Source organism: Haemophilus parainfluenzae (genome assembly GCF_900638025.1).
In the GTDB taxonomy this organism is placed as follows: Bacteria; Pseudomonadota; Gammaproteobacteria; order Enterobacterales; family Pasteurellaceae; genus Haemophilus_D; species Haemophilus_D parainfluenzae_J.
The window spans coordinates 193,004-209,771 of record NZ_LR134481.1; the positions used below are offsets into that span (position 1 = coordinate 193,004).

Annotated in this window: 15 protein-coding genes; 7 read left to right on the forward strand and 8 right to left on the reverse strand. The window is 40.4% G+C overall.

Going from position 1 to position 16,768, the window contains the following annotated elements; genetic code table 11:
* Position 1: 1 nt before the first annotated feature.
* The 5 genes from EL215_RS00980 to EL215_RS01000 all read right to left on the reverse strand — a co-directional run bounded on the left by EL215_RS00980 (position 2) and on the right by EL215_RS01000 (position 4,660).
* Complete coding sequence (locus EL215_RS00980) at positions 2-631, reverse strand: NADH:ubiquinone reductase (Na(+)-transporting) subunit D (protein WP_005695375.1); 630 nt, start codon at positions 629-631, stop codon at positions 2-4.
* Entirely contained in the window at positions 631-1,422 is a 792-nt protein-coding gene (locus EL215_RS00985) for a Na(+)-translocating NADH-quinone reductase subunit C (protein WP_005695373.1), read from the reverse strand. Before EL215_RS00985 ends, EL215_RS00980 begins: the two co-directional genes overlap by 1 nt.
* Positions 1,415-2,650, reverse strand: a complete 1,236-nt coding sequence (locus EL215_RS00990) for an NADH:ubiquinone reductase (Na(+)-transporting) subunit B (RefSeq protein WP_049358020.1) — start codon at positions 2,648-2,650, stop codon at positions 1,415-1,417. The genes EL215_RS00985 and EL215_RS00990 overlap by 8 nt, the downstream gene beginning before the upstream one ends.
* Positions 2,651-2,652: 2 nt before the next feature.
* Positions 2,653-3,996 carry a Na(+)-translocating NADH-quinone reductase subunit A gene (locus tag EL215_RS00995; RefSeq protein WP_126469598.1) on the reverse strand — a complete coding sequence of 448 codons (1,344 nt, stop codon included), beginning with the start codon at positions 3,994-3,996 and terminating at the stop codon, positions 2,653-2,655.
* A gap of 352 nt (positions 3,997-4,348) precedes the next feature.
* Entirely contained in the window at positions 4,349-4,660 is a 312-nt protein-coding gene (locus EL215_RS01000; RefSeq protein ID WP_049358018.1) for a BolA family protein, read from the reverse strand.
* Positions 4,661-4,744: 84 nt separating this feature from the next.
* Between EL215_RS01000 and EL215_RS01005 the strand changes: the two genes are divergently transcribed.
* The 7 genes from EL215_RS01005 (at position 4,745) to holA (ending at position 11,847) form a co-directional block, all read left to right on the forward strand.
* Positions 4,745-5,344, forward strand: coding sequence for a YajG family lipoprotein (locus EL215_RS01005; RefSeq protein ID WP_126469600.1), 600 nt, complete (start codon positions 4,745-4,747; stop codon positions 5,342-5,344).
* Between the two features lie 310 nt (positions 5,345-5,654).
* Complete coding sequence (corA, locus tag EL215_RS01010) at positions 5,655-6,602, forward strand: magnesium/cobalt transporter CorA (protein ID WP_126469602.1); 948 nt, start codon at positions 5,655-5,657, stop codon at positions 6,600-6,602.
* Entirely contained in the window at positions 6,602-7,147 is a 546-nt protein-coding gene (locus EL215_RS01015) for a YggT family protein (RefSeq protein WP_126469604.1), read from the forward strand. Before corA ends, EL215_RS01015 begins: the two co-directional genes overlap by 1 nt.
* A 77-nt stretch (positions 7,148-7,224) precedes the next feature.
* Positions 7,225-7,512, forward strand: a complete 288-nt coding sequence (gene yggU / locus EL215_RS01020; RefSeq protein ID WP_014064163.1) for a DUF167 family protein YggU — start codon at positions 7,225-7,227, stop codon at positions 7,510-7,512.
* A 118-nt stretch (positions 7,513-7,630) separates the two neighbouring features.
* Positions 7,631-10,219 (forward strand): leucine--tRNA ligase, encoded by a 2,589-nt coding sequence (gene leuS / locus EL215_RS01025; RefSeq protein WP_126469606.1) that lies wholly within the window; start codon positions 7,631-7,633, stop codon positions 10,217-10,219.
* Positions 10,220-10,306: 87 nt separating this feature from the next.
* On the forward strand, positions 10,307-10,810 hold the full coding sequence (lptE, locus tag EL215_RS01030) for an LPS-assembly lipoprotein LptE (RefSeq protein ID WP_126469608.1): 504 nt from the start codon (positions 10,307-10,309) through the stop codon (positions 10,808-10,810).
* A complete protein-coding gene (holA, locus tag EL215_RS01035) occupies positions 10,810-11,847 on the forward strand; it encodes a DNA polymerase III subunit delta (RefSeq protein WP_126469610.1) in 1,038 nt (345 codons plus the stop codon). The genes lptE and holA overlap by 1 nt, the downstream gene beginning before the upstream one ends.
* Before the next feature lie 30 nt (positions 11,848-11,877).
* On the opposite strand, the gene EL215_RS01040 is transcribed toward holA, so the two are convergent.
* From EL215_RS01040 to secA, 3 genes are all read right to left on the reverse strand, one after another.
* The gene (locus tag EL215_RS01040) at positions 11,878-13,557 is read right to left on the reverse strand and encodes a sulfatase-like hydrolase/transferase (RefSeq protein WP_126469612.1); all 1,680 of its coding nucleotides are present in this window, start codon (positions 13,555-13,557) and stop codon (positions 11,878-11,880) included.
* Between the two features lie 22 nt (positions 13,558-13,579).
* Positions 13,580-13,984, reverse strand: a complete 405-nt coding sequence (gene mutT, locus EL215_RS01045; RefSeq protein ID WP_049367341.1) for an 8-oxo-dGTP diphosphatase MutT — start codon at positions 13,982-13,984, stop codon at positions 13,580-13,582.
* Positions 13,985-14,071: 87 nt separating this feature from the next.
* Positions 14,072-16,768, reverse strand: a complete 2,697-nt coding sequence (gene secA, locus EL215_RS01050; protein ID WP_126469614.1) for a preprotein translocase subunit SecA — start codon at positions 16,766-16,768, stop codon at positions 14,072-14,074.

Consider the following 16,768-nt stretch of genomic DNA (forward strand, 5'->3'; position numbering starts at 1 on the left):
ATTATTTCTCCTGTTGCTCAGGTTTCCACGTTCTTAAACCCCAAATAACGAAGCCGATAATAAAGAACGCACTTGGTGCAAGAAGGAATAAACCGTTTGGTTGATACCAACCACCGTCTTGAATTGTTTGGAATACAGGGAAACCAAATAAACGACCAGAACCGATTAGTTCACGTAATGTGGCAACAATTAATAAGATCGCACCATAACCTAAACCGTTACCGATACCATCAACAAAGCTTTCTAGCGGAGGTGATTTCATCGCGAATGCCTCTGCACGACCCATTACGATACAGTTTGTAATGATAAGACCGACGAATACAGAGAGCTGTTTAGATAAACCATAAGCATAAGCTTTTAATACTTGGTCAACCAAGATTACTAAAGACGCGATAATCGCCAGTTGCACAATAATACGGATACTATTTGGAATATAGTTACGAATCAATGAAATGAACAAACTGGAAAAACCGGTTACCAAACTTACCGCAATCGCCATAACGATCGCTGTTTGTAATTGGGTTGTTACCGCTAATGCAGAACAGATACCCAAAATTTGCAAGGCAATCGGGTTATTTTTAACAATAGGATCGAATAAAAGACCTTTTAAATTTACTTTTGCATCAGCCATTATTTGATTTCTCCTGCTTTAAATTTCGCTAAGAATGGACCAAAGCCATTTTGGCTGAACCAATAATCAAATGAACCTTGAACACCGTTACTGGTTAAAGTTGCACCTGATAAACCATCTACACCGTGCTCTTTATCTGCAGCAGAGCTACCTTTGTAGATTTTGAATTTTTGGTTACCTTGTTCATCGAATAATTTTTTATCCACGAATTGAGCTTGCCAACGAGGATTCGCAATTTCACCACCAAGACCGGCTGTTTCACCTTGATCATAGTAAGTAATACCTTTGATGGTATTCGCATCTGGTGCAACAGAAACAAAACCATACATGGTTGACCATAAACCACGGCCATACATTGGTAATACAACTTGGGTTACATTGCCTTGTTCATCTTTTACAAGATAAACACGCGCTTGGTTTGCACGAACCTTAATTCCTGCTTTATCAGCCTCAGCTGGGATAGCTTGGCTTTTAGCTGGATCTTTAACGGCATCTTTAGGTTCAAATTTATTAATTTCTTCTGCTGAAGCTTGAACGTAATCACCACTTTGCAAATCCACTAAACGTGGTTCAATAAATTTGCTGTAAGTGTCTTTAATTACTGATGCATTATCTTCTTTCATTAAGCCAGCAACAGTTAAAATGTTACGTTGAACGTCGAGTGCTTTTTGTTCATCTTGTTTGGATTTTAATGCTACTGCAGCACCAGAAACCACAATAGAACACACTAAACTTAGCAACACAACAACGGTAACTGTACCGCTAACGCTATCTTTATTAAATTTAGCCATTTGTTCTTGCTCTCCGACGTTTGATATTTGCTTGAACCACGATGTAGTCGAAAATTGGTGCAAATAAGTTTGCAAATAAAATCGCTAACATCATCCCTTCTGGATAAGCTGGGTTCACTGTACGAATTAATACAGCCATCACGCCAATTAACGCACCGTACCACCATTTACCTGTGTTAGTAAATGAAGCTGATACAGGATCTGTAGCCATGAAGATCATACCAAGTGCAAAACCACCTAATACAAAGTGCCAATGCCAAGGCATTGAGAACATTTGGTTAGAATCAGAACCGATTAAGTTGAATAAGGTTGCTGTACCAATCATACCAATCATGACACCAGCCATAATGCGCCAAGAAGCAATACGGGTGAATACAATTAATGCACCACCGATTAATAACGCAAGCGTTGAAACCTCACCCATTGAACCAGGAATATTACCGATGAATGCATCCATCCAAGTAATTGGTTGACCGGTCACGGTGTGTTGTAATGCCGCTTGACCACCTTGAGACCATTGTGAAAGTGCGGTTGCACCAGAGAAACCATCTGCCGCAGTCCATACTAAGTCACCCGAAATTTGAGCTGGGTAAGCGAAGAATAAGAATGCACGACCAGCAAGCGCAGGGTTCATAAAGTTACGACCTACACCACCGAAGATTTCTTTCGCTACCACGATACCAAAACTGATACCAAGTGCCGCTTGCCATAATGGCAATGTTGGTGGAACGATTAACGCAAATAAAATGGTTGAAACGAACATCCCTTCATTTACTTCATGACCACGCACCACTGAGAATAATAATTCCCAAATTGTACAGACGGTGAATACTACTAAGTAAATTGGTAAGAAGAAGATAGCCCCTAACGCCATTTTTGAACCCCAAGTTGCATTATTGGTTAAATCTAAACCTAATGAACTTGCAAGTGCATAATGCCAATCGTTAGCAATTAATTGATCTAAATTGCCTAATTGATTTAAGGCAGGGATCGCTTGGTTACCCACATTGTACATCCCGTAGAAAATCGCAGGGAACAACGCAAGGAAAACCGTAATCATCATACGTTTTGAGTCTAACGCATCACGAACGTGTGTGTTTTTGTGCGTTACCGTACCCGGTGTATAAAGCAAGGTATAAATCGATTCAAAGATCGGATAAAGCTTGCTGTATTTACCGCCTGGTAAAAACGCGGGTTCCATTTTTTCAAAAAGATTTTTTAAACCCATTTTTAACCTTCCTTCTCAATCTTATCTAATACTTGACGCAAGATTGAACCGTATTCATATTTACCCGGGCAAACGAAAGAACATAACGCTAAGTCTTCTTCATCTAATTCAAGACAACCTAACGCTTGCGCACCATCGGTATCGCCCACGATTAAATCACGTAATAATAATGTCGGTAAAATATCCAACGGCATCACGCGCTCATAGCTACCGATTGGTACCATTGCACGCTCACCACCATTTTCTGCGGTAGTGAAGTTGAATAGTTTTTTACCAAAGTGACCCAATACGGTACGGGTAATCGAGTATTTGTTCGATTGTGGTGTGATCCAACCTAAGAACTCTTTCTCATTACCTTCTGCTATCACAGAAACTTGTAATGCATAACGACCTAAATAATCGTGAGCATCTTTTGCAGTTTGACCACAAAGCACAGAACCAGAAATCACACGGTTATTACCGTCTTTCAATTCACCTGTCGTTAATTGAGAAAGGTTAGCACCGATTACTGTACGAACTAAACGAGGCTCTTTCACTTGCGGACCCGCAAGAGAAACAACACGTTCTACATAAAGTTCGCCCGTAGTGAATAATTTACCTACAGCAATCACATCTTGGTAATTGATGTGCCATACGCTTTTATGAACACCAACCGGATCGATAAAGTGAATATGTGTACCCACTAAACCAGCAGGATGAACACCACCAAAATCATGTACTTTTAGATTAGCTAAATCCACGGTTGGAATATTACTATCACCCGCTTTACATAGATTTAATGGTTTATTTGGAAATAGACGACTTAATACGGTTAAACCATCAATAAAATCTTGATGATGAGCACTCAACACTACTTCTGGATTGACCGCCAAAGGATTAGTATCCATGGCATTAATAAATAAGGAGGATGGTTCTGCATCCACTGCTGGTACTTTGCTAAATGGACGAGTACGCAATGCTGTCCATAAACCAGAGTCAATAAGATTTTGTTTAACTTGCTCGGAAGAAAGCGTATTGAGTTGATCTGCGTTATATTTGGCAAAAGTAACAGACTCATTACCTTGCACATCAATAACCACAGATTGTAATACACGTTTTTCGCCACGATTAATGGCAGTGATAGTACCACTGGCTGGGGCTGTAAAAACCACACCTGGTTTTTTCTTGTCTTCAAAAAGTACTTGGCCTTTTTTCACGACATCGCCTTCACGTACCTTCATAGAAGGACGCATACCTACATACTCTTCACCAAGAATCGCAACTTGATTCACAGCGTTACCGCTGTGGATTACTTGTGCTGGCTTTCCCGCAATAGGAAGATCCAAGCCTTTTTTGATTGTAATCATACTGTTTGCACTACTTTTCTAGGTTAAAAACACGACTGCAATCAAAGCCTACGCCTTAAAAGCAATCTCACGATTGAGCGTGACAAAAATACTTTTAAAACAAAGCATTATCAACTGCCACATAAATAAAAACTCAAATCTGTTTTAATATCTCGACAAGTTAAACAACTATTAACTTGCCCAAAATTAAAATTTAAAAGCACACTATTCTAGCGGAAAATAAGGGGTTATTCCACTTTAACCCGCACTTTTTGTAAAATATTTGTGAACTGATTTTCACAATACTCTTTAATTAGGTGGTAATGTTACAGTTAACCAAAAGACCATTCTACATTACCCGATAGTAATTTCCCTATTGACCAATCCCAAGACAATTTGGTGATTTTGGAAATGCTTCACCTTGTTTTTCCCATTCACTTTTTGTATAAAGATGAAGCGCTAATGCGTGAATGCCATTTTTTAAATCATCGGCAAAAAGTTGGTACAGTTTTTGGTGACGTTGCACCTTGCGCATACCTTCAAAAGCATCGCTGACAATTACTAATTTAAAATGAGAATCAGCTCCGCGACCGGAACTGTGCATATGGCTTTCATTTTCCACGGTGGCAAAGTGCGGTTGCAATTCGGCCTGAATTCTCTCTAATAATTCTTGCTGTTTTGACATAAATAAACTCCCTAACTTTTTGCTATACATTCAGCGTTAAGTTTGTAAGAATAACACAAATTAACCTAATTCAATGAGGAAATTATGAAAGTAACAAACAAAATCAAAGCATTATCAACAATGACGTTGGCCGCTGCGACATTATTTTTAGCAGGTTGCCAAGCGCAATCTAATACCTTAACGTTTACCCCTCAATCACCGACTGCATCAATGAATATCAACCAATCAGCAGTGGTAACAGTCAATACTCGCGATTCTCGTCCACAACAAGAAATTGCAACTTATACTAAATCAGGTGAACTGATTAAATTAAACGCCTCACCAAGCGTGACTCAACTTTTCCAACAAGTGATGCAACAAAATTTAGTTAGCAAAGGTTTCCGTATCGGACAAGCAAATAATGCGAATGCGGGTGTAACCGTTGAAGTGAAAGAATTCAACACTCAAGTTGAGCAAGGCAATTTACGTTACACCTTGAACAGTAAAATTCAAGCGGTTGTTTATGTACAAGGTCCACGCGGACAATACAACAAAACCTTTAATGCGACCCGTTCACAATCTGGTGCATTTAATGCGAGCAATGATGAAATTCAAAAAGTGTTAGGCGAAACATTCAAAGATATTGTTAATAATATTTATCAAGATCAAGAGGTTACTAACGCAATTAATCAATATACCAATTAATTAAAAGTATCGTGTCCTTTTCAATAATACTTGACGAAAGCGCCTTTCAAGCGTAACATTCGCCCGATTTTTTAACGAGAAGGACACACACTTTGGACAGTCATGGTCGATACCGAATATCGCTCTAGACTCTCGCCTCTTATCAGCGAGAGTTCGCTGGTAATCAACTTACCTTTCTTCGGCATCTTTTATCGAACGAAACCTATTTTTAAAACATGAAAATTTGACCGCACTTTTCCCTAGTGTTAATTTCGTTTGATCTTTTTTTGTTCACAGTTAGATCTTCATAATCCCCAAAGGAGTATGACCAATGATTAACGCTTTTGCCATTAACGATTCCCGCTTGCTTCGTATTGATGACGAGCCGGCCGACCTCAGTTCTGCCATTTGGTTAGATTTGCTTGAGCCATCAGGGGAAGAGCGTGAAATGTTGCAAGAAGGCCTAGGCCAAAGTCTCGCCTCATTCCTTGAATTGGAAGATATCGAAGCATCGGCTCGTTTCTTTGAAGACGAAGATGGTTTACACTTGCACTCATTCTTCTATTGTGAAGACGAAGACAATTACGCCGACCTCGCAAGCGTAGCGTTTACTATTCGTGATGGGCGCTTATTTACCCTACGTGATCGTGAATTACCGGCATTCCGTTTATATCGTATGCGTTCCCGTAGCCAGCGTTTATTAGAATGTAATGCATATGAAGTTTTGCTCGACTTATTTGAAACTAAAATTGAGCAATTAGCGGATGTTATTGAAAACGTCTATGCAGATTTAGAAAAATTAAGTCGTGTGATTTTAAACGGCACACAAGATGAAGCTTTCGATGAAGCCTTAAATACGCTAACAGAACAAGAAGATACCAGTTCTAAAGTGCGTTTGTGTTTGATGGATACACAACGCGCATTGGGTTTTTTGGTGCGTAAAACTCGCTTGCCTCCAAATCAATTGGAACAAGCACGTGAAATCTTACGAGATATCGAATCCTTGCAACCGCACAATGAGTCTTTATTCCAAAAAGTAAACTTTTTAATGCAGGCGGCGATGGGTTATATTAATATCGAGCAGAATAAAATCATGAAATTCTTCTCGGTAGTGTCGGTCATGTTCCTACCGGCAACCCTTGTGGCATCCACTTACGGGATGAACTTTGACTTTATGCCGGAGCTACATTTTAAATATGGCTATCCAATGGCTATCGGCTTAATGATTGGTGCGGCAATTACGCCTTATATCTATTTTAAACGGAAAGGTTGGTTATAATGGAGATTTCCCAAACTGCGTTATTTTTAGGATCGATTATCGATCTGTACTGTTTAGTGTTAATTTTACGCACATGGCTGCCTTTAGCGAACGTGGATTATTACAATCCCATTTCTCAATTTACGCTGAAATTAACCCAGCCGGTTATTGCGCCATTGCGTAAAGTTTTTCCTGTGGTAAGAAAAGTGGAAACCGCTGCACTGGTTTTAGTCTTCTTGCTTTGCGGATTAAAATCAGTTCTATTTGGCGGATTAAATCTCAACTACTTCCTACTATTGGGCATATTAGGGCTAATTAAAAATATCGGTATAGCCATTTTCTATGTGTTAATCGCAGGTGCAATTTTAAGTTGGTTTAATCGTGGCAATAACCCTGCATTCTATGCGTTATATCAGCTGACTGAGCCAGTATTAAAACCAATTAAACGCATTTTACCCACAGTAGGCATGATTGATTTTTCACCGATGGTTATCGCCATTGTTCTGTTATTTTTGAATAATCTCTTTTACGACTACTTCCAGGGTTTATGGGTAATCGCCGCTTAAAGTGCGGTCAAAAATAACATTATTTTTCGGGCTGGATTTTCCAGCCCTCATTATAAATGTGGTGAGTAAATTTAGTTATGTCTGCAATCGAACAAACGCCTGAAGGGCTACGTCTTAAAATCATTTTGCAACCCAAAGCTAGCAAAGATCAAATCGTGGGATTACATGATGACGAACTCAAAATAACGATCACCGCGCCACCTGTTGATGGTCAAGCAAATGCTCATTTGCTGAAATTTTTGAGTAAAGCATTCAAAGTACCTAAGAGCTCAATAGTTCTTGAAAAAGGTGAATTAAACCGACATAAACAAGTTTGGATTCCTTCGCCCAAATTAATTCCATCTGAAATTCAAAATCTCTTATAAAATCAGCAAAAAAATCACCGCACTTTCTACCAATTTTCCCTGTTTTACGCTATCCTATATCACATTTTACAAAGCAAAATATGCCGCAAAGTGCGGTCAAAATTTAAGGTGATTTTCTATGCAACAACATTACCGTCCTGATTTGATTGAACCCGCAGTTCAACAATATTGGGCTGAAAATAAAGTCTTCAAAGCAATCAAAGATACGTCTAAAGAAAAATATTACTGCCTTTCAATGTTCCCTTACCCATCTGGTCGTTTACACATGGGCCACGTGCGTAACTACACGATCGGTGATGTGGTTTCTCGTTATCAACGTATGAATGGCAAAAATGTGTTACAGCCAATTGGTTGGGATGCATTTGGTTTACCGGCCGAAGGTGCCGCAATTAAAAATAAAACTGCACCCGCTAAATGGACTTACGAAAATATCGAATACATGAAAAACCAGCTCAAAATGTTGGGCTTTGGTTATGACTGGGATCGCGAAATTGCGACCTGCCGTCCAGAATACTACAAATGGGAACAATGGTTCTTCACTGAGCTTTACAAAAAAGGCTTAGTGTACAAAAAAAACTCAACCGTAAACTGGTGTCCGAACGATGTAACTGTGTTGGCGAATGAACAAGTGCACGACGGTTGTTGTTGGCGTTGTGATACTCCAGTAGAACAAAAAGAGATCCCACAATGGTTTATTAAAATCACTGATTATGCAGAACAATTATTAGGTGGATTAGACCAACTACCACAATGGCCAGATATGGTTAAAACCATGCAACGCAACTGGATCGGTCGTTCTGAAGGGGTAGAAATTACTTTTGATGTAGCAGATACCGCAGAAAAAGTTGCGGTTTATACGACCCGTCCAGATACCTTCTATGGTGTAAGTTATTTAGGTATTGCGGCAGCGCATCCATTAGCCGAATTAGCGGCAGAAAAAAATCCTCAATTAGCCGAATTCATCCGTGAAGCGAAAAATGCCAAAGTGGCCGAAGCAGACCTTGCCACTATGGAGAAAAAAGGGATGGCAACCGGCTTATTCGCTATTCATCCATTAACCGGTGAAAAATTACCGATTTGGGTCGCTAACTTCGTGTTAATGCATTATGGGACTGGCGCAGTAATGGCGGTTCCAGCTCACGACCAACGCGACTTTGAATTTGCTCAAAAATACAATTTGCCAATTAAACAGGTAATCGCACCGCTTGCAGATGAAGAAATTGATTTAACCAAACAAGCTTTCGTTGAACATGGCAAGTTAGTGAATTCTGCTGAGTTTGACGGTTTGGATTTTGATGGTGCATTTAACGGTATTGCGGACAAATTAGAAAAATTAGGCGTAGGTAAACGCCAAGTAAATTACCGTTTACGTGACTGGGGCGTTTCCCGTCAACGTTATTGGGGCGCACCAATTCCAATGCTGACCTTGCCAAACGGTGAAACCGTACCGGCGCCAATCGAAGATTTACCGATTATCCTACCAGAAGACGTGGTCATGGACGGCGTGAAAAGCCCAATTAAAGCGGATCCAAACTGGGCGAAAACCACCTTCAATGGTGAACCTGCGTTAAAAGAAACGGATACTTTTGACACCTTTATGGAATCGTCTTGGTACTACGCACGCTACACTTCACCAAGCTATGCTGAAGGCATGTTGGATAAAGATGAAGCTAATTACTGGTTACCGGTGGATCAATATATCGGCGGTATTGAGCACGCAACCATGCACTTGCTCTACTTCCGCTTCTTCCACAAGTTATTGCGTGATGCAGGTTTCGTAACGAGTGATGAGCCAGCACAAAAATTATTATGCCAAGGCATGGTATTAGCCGATGCATTCTACTACACCAGCCCGACTAACGAGCGTATTTGGGTAAGCCCTACGCAAGTGACTCTTGAGCGTGATGAAAAAGGTCGTATCATCAAAGCAACCGATCCGGAAGGCCGTGAGTTGGTGCATACCGGTATGACCAAAATGTCGAAATCGAAAAACAACGGTATCGACCCACAAGAAATGGTGGAAAAATACGGTGCAGATACCGTGCGTCTCTTCATGATGTTCGCGTCTCCTGCAGAAATGACGCTTGAATGGCAAGAATCTGGCGTAGAAGGGGCAAAACGTTTCTTAGGTCGTGTATGGAATTTAGTGTATGAATACAGCCAAAATCCAGCAAAAACTGCTTTAGATGTGAGCGCACTTTCTGCAGATCAAAAAGCACTTCGCCGTGATGTGCATAAAACGATCGCGAAAGTGAGTGATGATATTGGTCGCCGTCAAACATTCAATACCGCTATCGCAGCAGTGATGGAGTTAATGAATAAATTAACTCGTGCACCATTAGAAAGCGAACAAGATCGCGCTGTTATGGCAGAAGCATTAAGCGCAGTCGTGCGTATGCTTTACCCAATCACACCACATATCTGCTTTGAGTTATGGAAAGCTTTAGGCAACGAAAGCAACATCGACCATGCAGAATGGGTGAAAGCTGATGAAGCGGCGATGGTAGAAGATGAAAAACTTATCGTGGTGCAAGTCAACGGTAAAGTACGTGGTAAAGTGACTGTTGCAGCTGATGCGGATGAAGAAACCGTGAAAACTGTTGCATTTGCAGATGAAAATGTGAAGAAATTTACTGACAATACACAAATCGTGAAAGTGATTTATGTACCAGGTAAATTGTTAAATATGGTGGTTAAACCACAATAATCCATAAAATAACCGCATTTTATTCCAAGCGTTGCATAAACGGCTCTTAAACAAAATAAAGTGCGGTGAATTTTACAGGTAATTTTTATGATGAAATCAATCAAAGCAATCTGCTTAGTTGGGGCAACTGCCTTTTTAACTGCTTGTGGTTGGCACTTCGATAATGGTGCTGCGGTTCCTGCGGAATTAAAAACAATGGCCCTTGAAAGTAGCGACCCATACAGTGAAATGTCTATGGCAATGCGTAAGCAACTGCTTAGCAACAACGTAAACCTTGTTCCTGCAAAACAAGGTGTGCCAGTGTTGCGTTTAAATAAACAGACCTCAAGTGATAAGGTCGCCTCTGTCTTTAAACAGGGTCTTGAAGCAGAAAAAGTGCTAACCCTTGATGTCGAAGCAAGTTTACGCCTGGCTAACGGAGAAACCTATCCAATCTCTGCAAAAATCAACCGCACTTTCTTTGATAACTCACGTGCTGCATTAGCAAAATCAGCTGAGCGCGATGTAATTTGGAATGATATGCGTGAACAAGCGGCTCGCCAATTAATTAATAAAATGGCCGCCTTGCAACACCAAGTTCAAGGAAAATAATGAACCGCATTTTTCCTGAGCAACTGGCCTCTAACCTGAACAGCCATTTAGCGAAAGTCTATTTTTTGGTTGGGACAGATCCCCTGTTGCTCAGTGAAAGTGAAGATCTCATTCATCAAGCAGCCCTTCTTCAAGGTTTTGATGAAAAAAATCAAATCACCATAGACTCTAATACTGACTGGTCTGCATTAATTGAGACCAGCCAATCTATGGGGCTCTTCTTTAATAAGCAAATTTTCATTCTCAATTTACCCGAAAATTTGACCGCACTTTTGCAAAAAAACCTTCAGCACTTTATCAGTGGATTAAACGAGGATAGCTTGCTTGTTCTCGCCTTGTCTAAATTGTCTAAAGCAGCCGAAAAACAAGAGTGGTTTATTCAGGCAAATCAACTTGATCCGCAAGCTGTTATTGTTAACTGCCAAACACCAAACTCAGAACAGCTTTCTCGTTGGGTGAAGCATCGTACAAAAAACATGGGATTATCAGCTGATGAGGAAGCCATTCAACTATTTTGTTACAGCTATGAAAATAATCTACTGGCATTAAAACAAGCATTACAGCTTTTAGATTTGCTTTATCCTGATCACAAACTCACGTATAACCGCGTTAAATCCGTCGTAGAGCAATCTTCTGTCTTTACCCCTTTCCAATGGATTGATGCTTTGTTGTCAGGCAAGGCAAATCGCTCAAAGCGAATTTTGCGAGGTTTACAAGCTGAAGATGTGCAGCCAGTTATTTTATTGCGTACTTTACAGCGTGAACTGCTCACGTTGTTAGAATTAACAAAACCACAGCTACGTAATCCCTCTCTTAACACGAGTTTGCCAACACAGACACTCAAAGCGGATTTTGACCGTCTCAAAATTTGGCAGAATCGTCGTCATCTTTATATGGCAGCGATACAACGACTCACCTATCAAAAGCTCTTTGAAATATTGCAAGAATTGGCAGATATTGAGCGCACAACCAAGCAAGAATACGGTCAAGACGTGTGGGTAAAATTGGCAGACTTATCGGTTAAATTTTGCTTATAAAAAAATCTCGGCGTTAACCGAGATTTTTTATTATTGCGCAATTTTTAAATCTTGATACAGATAATTTCGATAGCTATTCACTAAATCCATATCCTCTGCATCTTCGAGCTTACCTTGGCTTAGCTGACGCATAGCGATATTCGCTCGCATAAAGTCATCTTTCGGTGATAAATCTGCCACATCAAGTAATACGCCACCAACAAAGGCTAAATCTAAGAAATCTTGCTGTTGAACAAAGTCAGTTTTACGATTAGTTCTAACCACAAATTGAGTCACATAATCTGGATTTACAAAATTACCTTTTTTCGGTGGAAGCTGATTATCAAAAGCGACTTGGTGATCACCAAAATAACCGAATACATAAGGTGTTTCACGCGATTTTAAATAATCATTTAAACCTTCAATTGCCTCATTAAGGCTATCAATACGATCAATATAATCGTTCAAGCAAGAAATCGCTTTTCCTCCTAAACGCTTACTCGCCAAATTAAAATGGTTTGGCATATTCGTGTTGTAAGGGCCGTGCTCTTTCATCGTGAGCACATAAACAAACATTGGCTGTTGTACATTTTCCAATGATGGATGCTGTTTCTGCAAAATCAGTTTGGTGTAATACATCATCTCTTCACTGCTAATATGCCAGAGATTTTTGCTGATTGATGCGGGATAGCCTAAATCTTGTGGTTGCAGCATCAAATCAAAACCAAAGTGGTCATAGGCAGGTTTTGCGTTGTAGTTACCTTTCGTAAAAGGCGATAACGCCACGCAAAAATAGCCTTGCTCACGGAGATTTTTAATAAACCCTGTCTGTAAGTGTGGGACAACGGAATAAAACACCCCACTTGCTAAAGCACCAAAATCGGTTGAAGGCACCCCTGCAAGGAAAGCAAATTCAGATTTCCACGTTGCACCGCCCACCGTATGTACACGCAATGGACTCACAAATGCGGTATCTTCCTGCTTATTAAACATTGAAAATGGTGGGATGGTTTCTGCATCAAAATCAAATTGATGAGGATTCAAGGTTGATTCTTGTAGACACACCACTATGTCTGTTTTTTCTGCGTCTGGCTTTTCTGCACTTTCAGTTTTACTCTCAGCCTTTTCACTTAAAAGTGCGGTCATTTTTTCTTTAAATTTTTGGCTATTACCTTCAAATTCTGGCACTTTAAAGAATACGCCACGACAAGACATAGGCAGGTTTAAGAAAACATCTCGACCATCATCTGGCAATGAGTCTAACCATACTTTTGTTGCATCTGGATCTTTAGAATAATGCCACATTAAACCAAAGCTCGTTGCAGCGAGTATTGCTGCAAATACGCGAAATCCAGTAGAGGCAGTTTCCACATCTGACCAACCAAAGATAGCATAACCCAATAGGCCTAATAGCCCTAATACACCGAAAATCGCCCCTTTATAATGCAATAAGGTTTCCCAATTCCGCCAGTCTGTCACGAGCCAAAAATCTGAAATGAGTAAAGGTTGTTTGTAGTAATGAATTTTCATTCGATGGAATAACATCAACACCACAAAAAGTACGGACGCAAAATTCAATCCGCGTTGCCATTGACCAGTTATCGCAAACATTGCGCTAAACAATAAGACGAATAATGCAATCGCAAAAAAATATGTCCAGCGATAGTGCGAATTGACGATAAAAATCACCGTCGCAATAAAAAATAAACTCAGAAAAATACTTGAAATCATAATAAATAAAGTTGATTAAATGTTATTTGACACTTTCAGCCACTAAACGCTGAATCAGCTTTAAATTGGCTGGTGGGAATTGCCCTGCATCAAGCTCCCCTTGTTCAAGCCAGAAGCCTTCCTGGCCTTCGCGTCCAAAAGGCTCGCCGATCCATTCTGTGACCAAGTAAAAACTAAAATCTAAAATTTTGGTTGGATATTCAAATTGAAAACGTTCGTACAGTTCAGCATTTAAAATATGAATGCCAATCTCTTCTTCCAATTCTCTTTTTAAGGCTTCTTCAGGGGTTTCACCTGCATCAACTTTACCACCTGGAAATTCTAATGCCTGTGCAAAATCTTGCCCTTCTAAACGCTGGGTCAAATATAGCTGCCCAAATTCATTACGAATAATCCCTGCCGCAACTTGAATGATAGGCTTACTCATCATTTTTCCTTATCTCAAAAGTAGAAAGAGCGGTTATTTTTAGCGGTGTTTTAAAACACGCAAAAATTTAACCGCTCTTTTCCTTAACTAAGCATATCGGGCTTTATTGCCGTGACAATGCTTGTATTTTTTACCTGACCCACAAGGACAAGGTTCATTACGTCCAATATGGCGATCTGAATAATCCTCGCTTTGAGCTTGCTCTGTGTTTTCACCTACAGGATGATGCGTTTGAGCTTCACGCTCAGCCATTGCTTGACGTGCACGTTCTGCTTCTTCCATCTCTTCCTGCGTACGTACTTTCACACGAGTGAGTGTCGTAATCACATGATGTTTTAAAGAATCTAACATTTCAGTAAACATACGGAAAGATTCTTTTTTGTACTCTTGTTTTGGATCTTTTTGCGCATAACCACGTAAATGAATACCTTGACGTAAATAATCCATTGCAGCCAAGTGCTCTTTCCAGAGTTCATCAAGGGTTTGTAACATCACGCCTTTTTCGAAATGACGAATGGTTTCTTCACCCGCAAGCGCTTCTTTCGCTTTGTATTCATCTTCCGCTTCTTGAATAATGCGTTCACGCAAGTTTTCTTCGTGAAGATTATTATTTTCTTCTAACCAATGTTCAATTGGTAACTCAAGGCCAAACTCTTGCGCTAAACGCTCTTCTAAGCCTTTAATATCCCATTGTTCTTCCAAAGATTGCGGTGGAATATACTGGTCAATCACATCGTTAAATACATCGCTGCGGATTGCTTTAATAGTCTCTGAAATATCATCATTATCGAGCAAGTAATTACGTTGTTCGTAAATCGCATGACGTTGGTCGTTCGCTACATCATCATATTCAAGCAAGTTTTTACGACCATCAAAATGGAACGCTTCTACTTTCGCTTGCGCTGATGCGATCACTTTAGCAAGAAGCTTGGACTCCATCGCTTCGCCTGGTTGAGAGAAGGCTTTACGCATCATATTTAATTTACCTTCATTTAGATAAATGCGCATTAAGCCATCTTCTAAAGAAAGGTAGAAACGTGAAGAACCAGGGTCACCTTGACGACCTGAACGACCACGCAACTGGTTATCAATACGACGGGATTCATGACGTTCTGTCCCAATAATATGTAAACCACCGGCTTGCATCACGATCTCGTGATTTTTCTCCCACTCAGCTTTAAGTGCCTCGATTTGCTCTGGGGTTGGATTATCCAATTTTGCAGCTTTTGCTTTCCAGTTACCACCCAGGATAATATCGGTACCACGACCTGCCATATTGGTTGCAATAGTTACTGCACCTGGTGCCCCGGCTTCAGCAACAATTTCCGCTTCTTGTGCGTGGAATTTTGCATTCAATACGTTGTGTTTGATGCCCGCTTTATCTAAAGCTTGAGAAAGCATTTCAGATTTTTCAACTGATACCGTACCGACAAGAACAGGTTGATTGCGAGCGACGCAGTCTTTGATATCTTCAATAATTGCATTGAATTTGTATTCTTCATTCTCAAACATAACGTCCGTACGATCATCACGAATCATTGGACGATTGGTTGGGATAACGACAGTTTCCAAACCATAAATTTGTTGGAATTCAAAGGCTTCGGTATCTGCTGTACCAGTCATACCCGCTAATTTGTCATAAAGACGGAAGTAGTTTTGGTAAGAAATAGAGGCAACAGTTTGGTTTTCGCTCTTAATCTCTACCCCTTCTTTCGCTTCGATCGCTTGGTGTAAACCATCAGACCAACGACGACCCGCCATAGTTCGACCAGTGTGTTCATCGACGATCACGATCTCACCATCTTTCACGATATAGTCTACATCGCGCTCAAATAAGGTGTTTGCACGTAATGCCGCCATAACGTGGTGTAACAACACAATACGCGCTGGTGAATAAAGGGAATCACCTTCTGGCATTAAACCTTGTGCGATTAACCACTCTTCTACTTTTTCTTGACCGCGTTCAGTTAAATACGCTTGTTTAGTTTTAAGATCTAAGGTGTAATCGCCTTCACCGGTATATTCTTCCGTATCTTCTTTTTCTTGCTTAATTAAATTCGGAATTAATTTATTTACCGCAATATAAAGCTCAGAACTGTCTTCCGCTTGACCTGAAATAATCAACGGCGTACGTGCTTCGTCGATTAAGATCGAGTCCACCTCATCCACTAAGGCATAGCCTAAATGACGTTGGAAACGCTCTTCTTTAGAATGCGCTAAGTTATCACGAAGGTAATCGAAACCTAATTCGCTGTTTGTCGCGTATGTAATATCAGCCGCATAAGCTTCACGTTTTGCTTCAGGCGGTAAACCAGGGATATTCACCCCAACAGTCATACCTAAGAATTCAAATAACGGACGGTTGGTATCCGCGTCACGACGTGCCAAGTAATCATTCACTGTCACAACATGTACGCCTTTACCTTCCAATGCCATTAAATAACAAGGCAAGGTTGCGGTTAAGGTTTTACCTTCACCGGTACGCATCTCTGCGATACAACGATTTGTTAGCACCATACCACCAATTAATTGCACATCGAAATGGCGCATGCCGAGTACACGTTTACCCGCTTCACGCACGGTAGCAAACGCTTCTGGTAAAAGTTGTTGTAAAGTTTCACCGTTAGCTAAACGGCTACGGAACTCGTCAGTTTTCGCTCTTAATTCATCATCACTTAATGCTTCAAAAGCCGGTTCCATTTTGTTGATTTTCGCAACTTGTTTTCTTAATCTGCGTAAAATACGTTCGTTACGGCTGCCAAAAATTTTTGTTAAAAAACTCAT

Bases quoted from the DNA above. Each gene is read 5' to 3' on its own strand.
- corA (WP_126469602.1), top strand. From the start codon at position 5,655: ATGATTAACGCTTTTGCCATTAACGATTCCCGCTTGCTTCGTATTGAT.
- leuS (WP_126469606.1), top strand. From the start codon at position 7,631: ATGCAACAACATTACCGTCCTGATTTGATTGAACCCGCAGTTCAACAA.
- EL215_RS01000 (WP_049358018.1), bottom strand. From the start codon at position 4,660: ATGTCAAAACAGCAAGAATTATTAGAGAGAATTCAGGCCGAATTGCAA.
- holA (WP_126469610.1), top strand. From the start codon at position 10,810: ATGAACCGCATTTTTCCTGAGCAACTGGCCTCTAACCTGAACAGCCAT.
- EL215_RS00980 (WP_005695375.1), bottom strand. From the start codon at position 631: ATGGCTGATGCAAAAGTAAATTTAAAAGGTCTTTTATTCGATCCTATT.
- EL215_RS01005 (WP_126469600.1), top strand. From the start codon at position 4,745: ATGAAAGTAACAAACAAAATCAAAGCATTATCAACAATGACGTTGGCC.
- EL215_RS01040 (WP_126469612.1), bottom strand. From the start codon at position 13,557: ATGATTTCAAGTATTTTTCTGAGTTTATTTTTTATTGCGACGGTGATT.
- EL215_RS00995 (WP_126469598.1), bottom strand. From the start codon at position 3,996: ATGATTACAATCAAAAAAGGCTTGGATCTTCCTATTGCGGGAAAGCCA.
- mutT (WP_049367341.1), bottom strand. From the start codon at position 13,984: ATGAGTAAGCCTATCATTCAAGTTGCGGCAGGGATTATTCGTAATGAA.
- yggU (WP_014064163.1), top strand. From the start codon at position 7,225: ATGTCTGCAATCGAACAAACGCCTGAAGGGCTACGTCTTAAAATCATT.
- secA (WP_126469614.1), bottom strand. From the start codon at position 16,768: ATGAGTTTTTTAACAAAAATTTTTGGCAGCCGTAACGAACGTATTTTA.
- EL215_RS00990 (WP_049358020.1), bottom strand. From the start codon at position 2,650: ATGGGTTTAAAAAATCTTTTTGAAAAAATGGAACCCGCGTTTTTACCA.
- EL215_RS01015 (WP_126469604.1), top strand. From the start codon at position 6,602: ATGGAGATTTCCCAAACTGCGTTATTTTTAGGATCGATTATCGATCTG.
- EL215_RS00985 (WP_005695373.1), bottom strand. From the start codon at position 1,422: ATGGCTAAATTTAATAAAGATAGCGTTAGCGGTACAGTTACCGTTGTT.
- lptE (WP_126469608.1), top strand. From the start codon at position 10,307: ATGATGAAATCAATCAAAGCAATCTGCTTAGTTGGGGCAACTGCCTTT.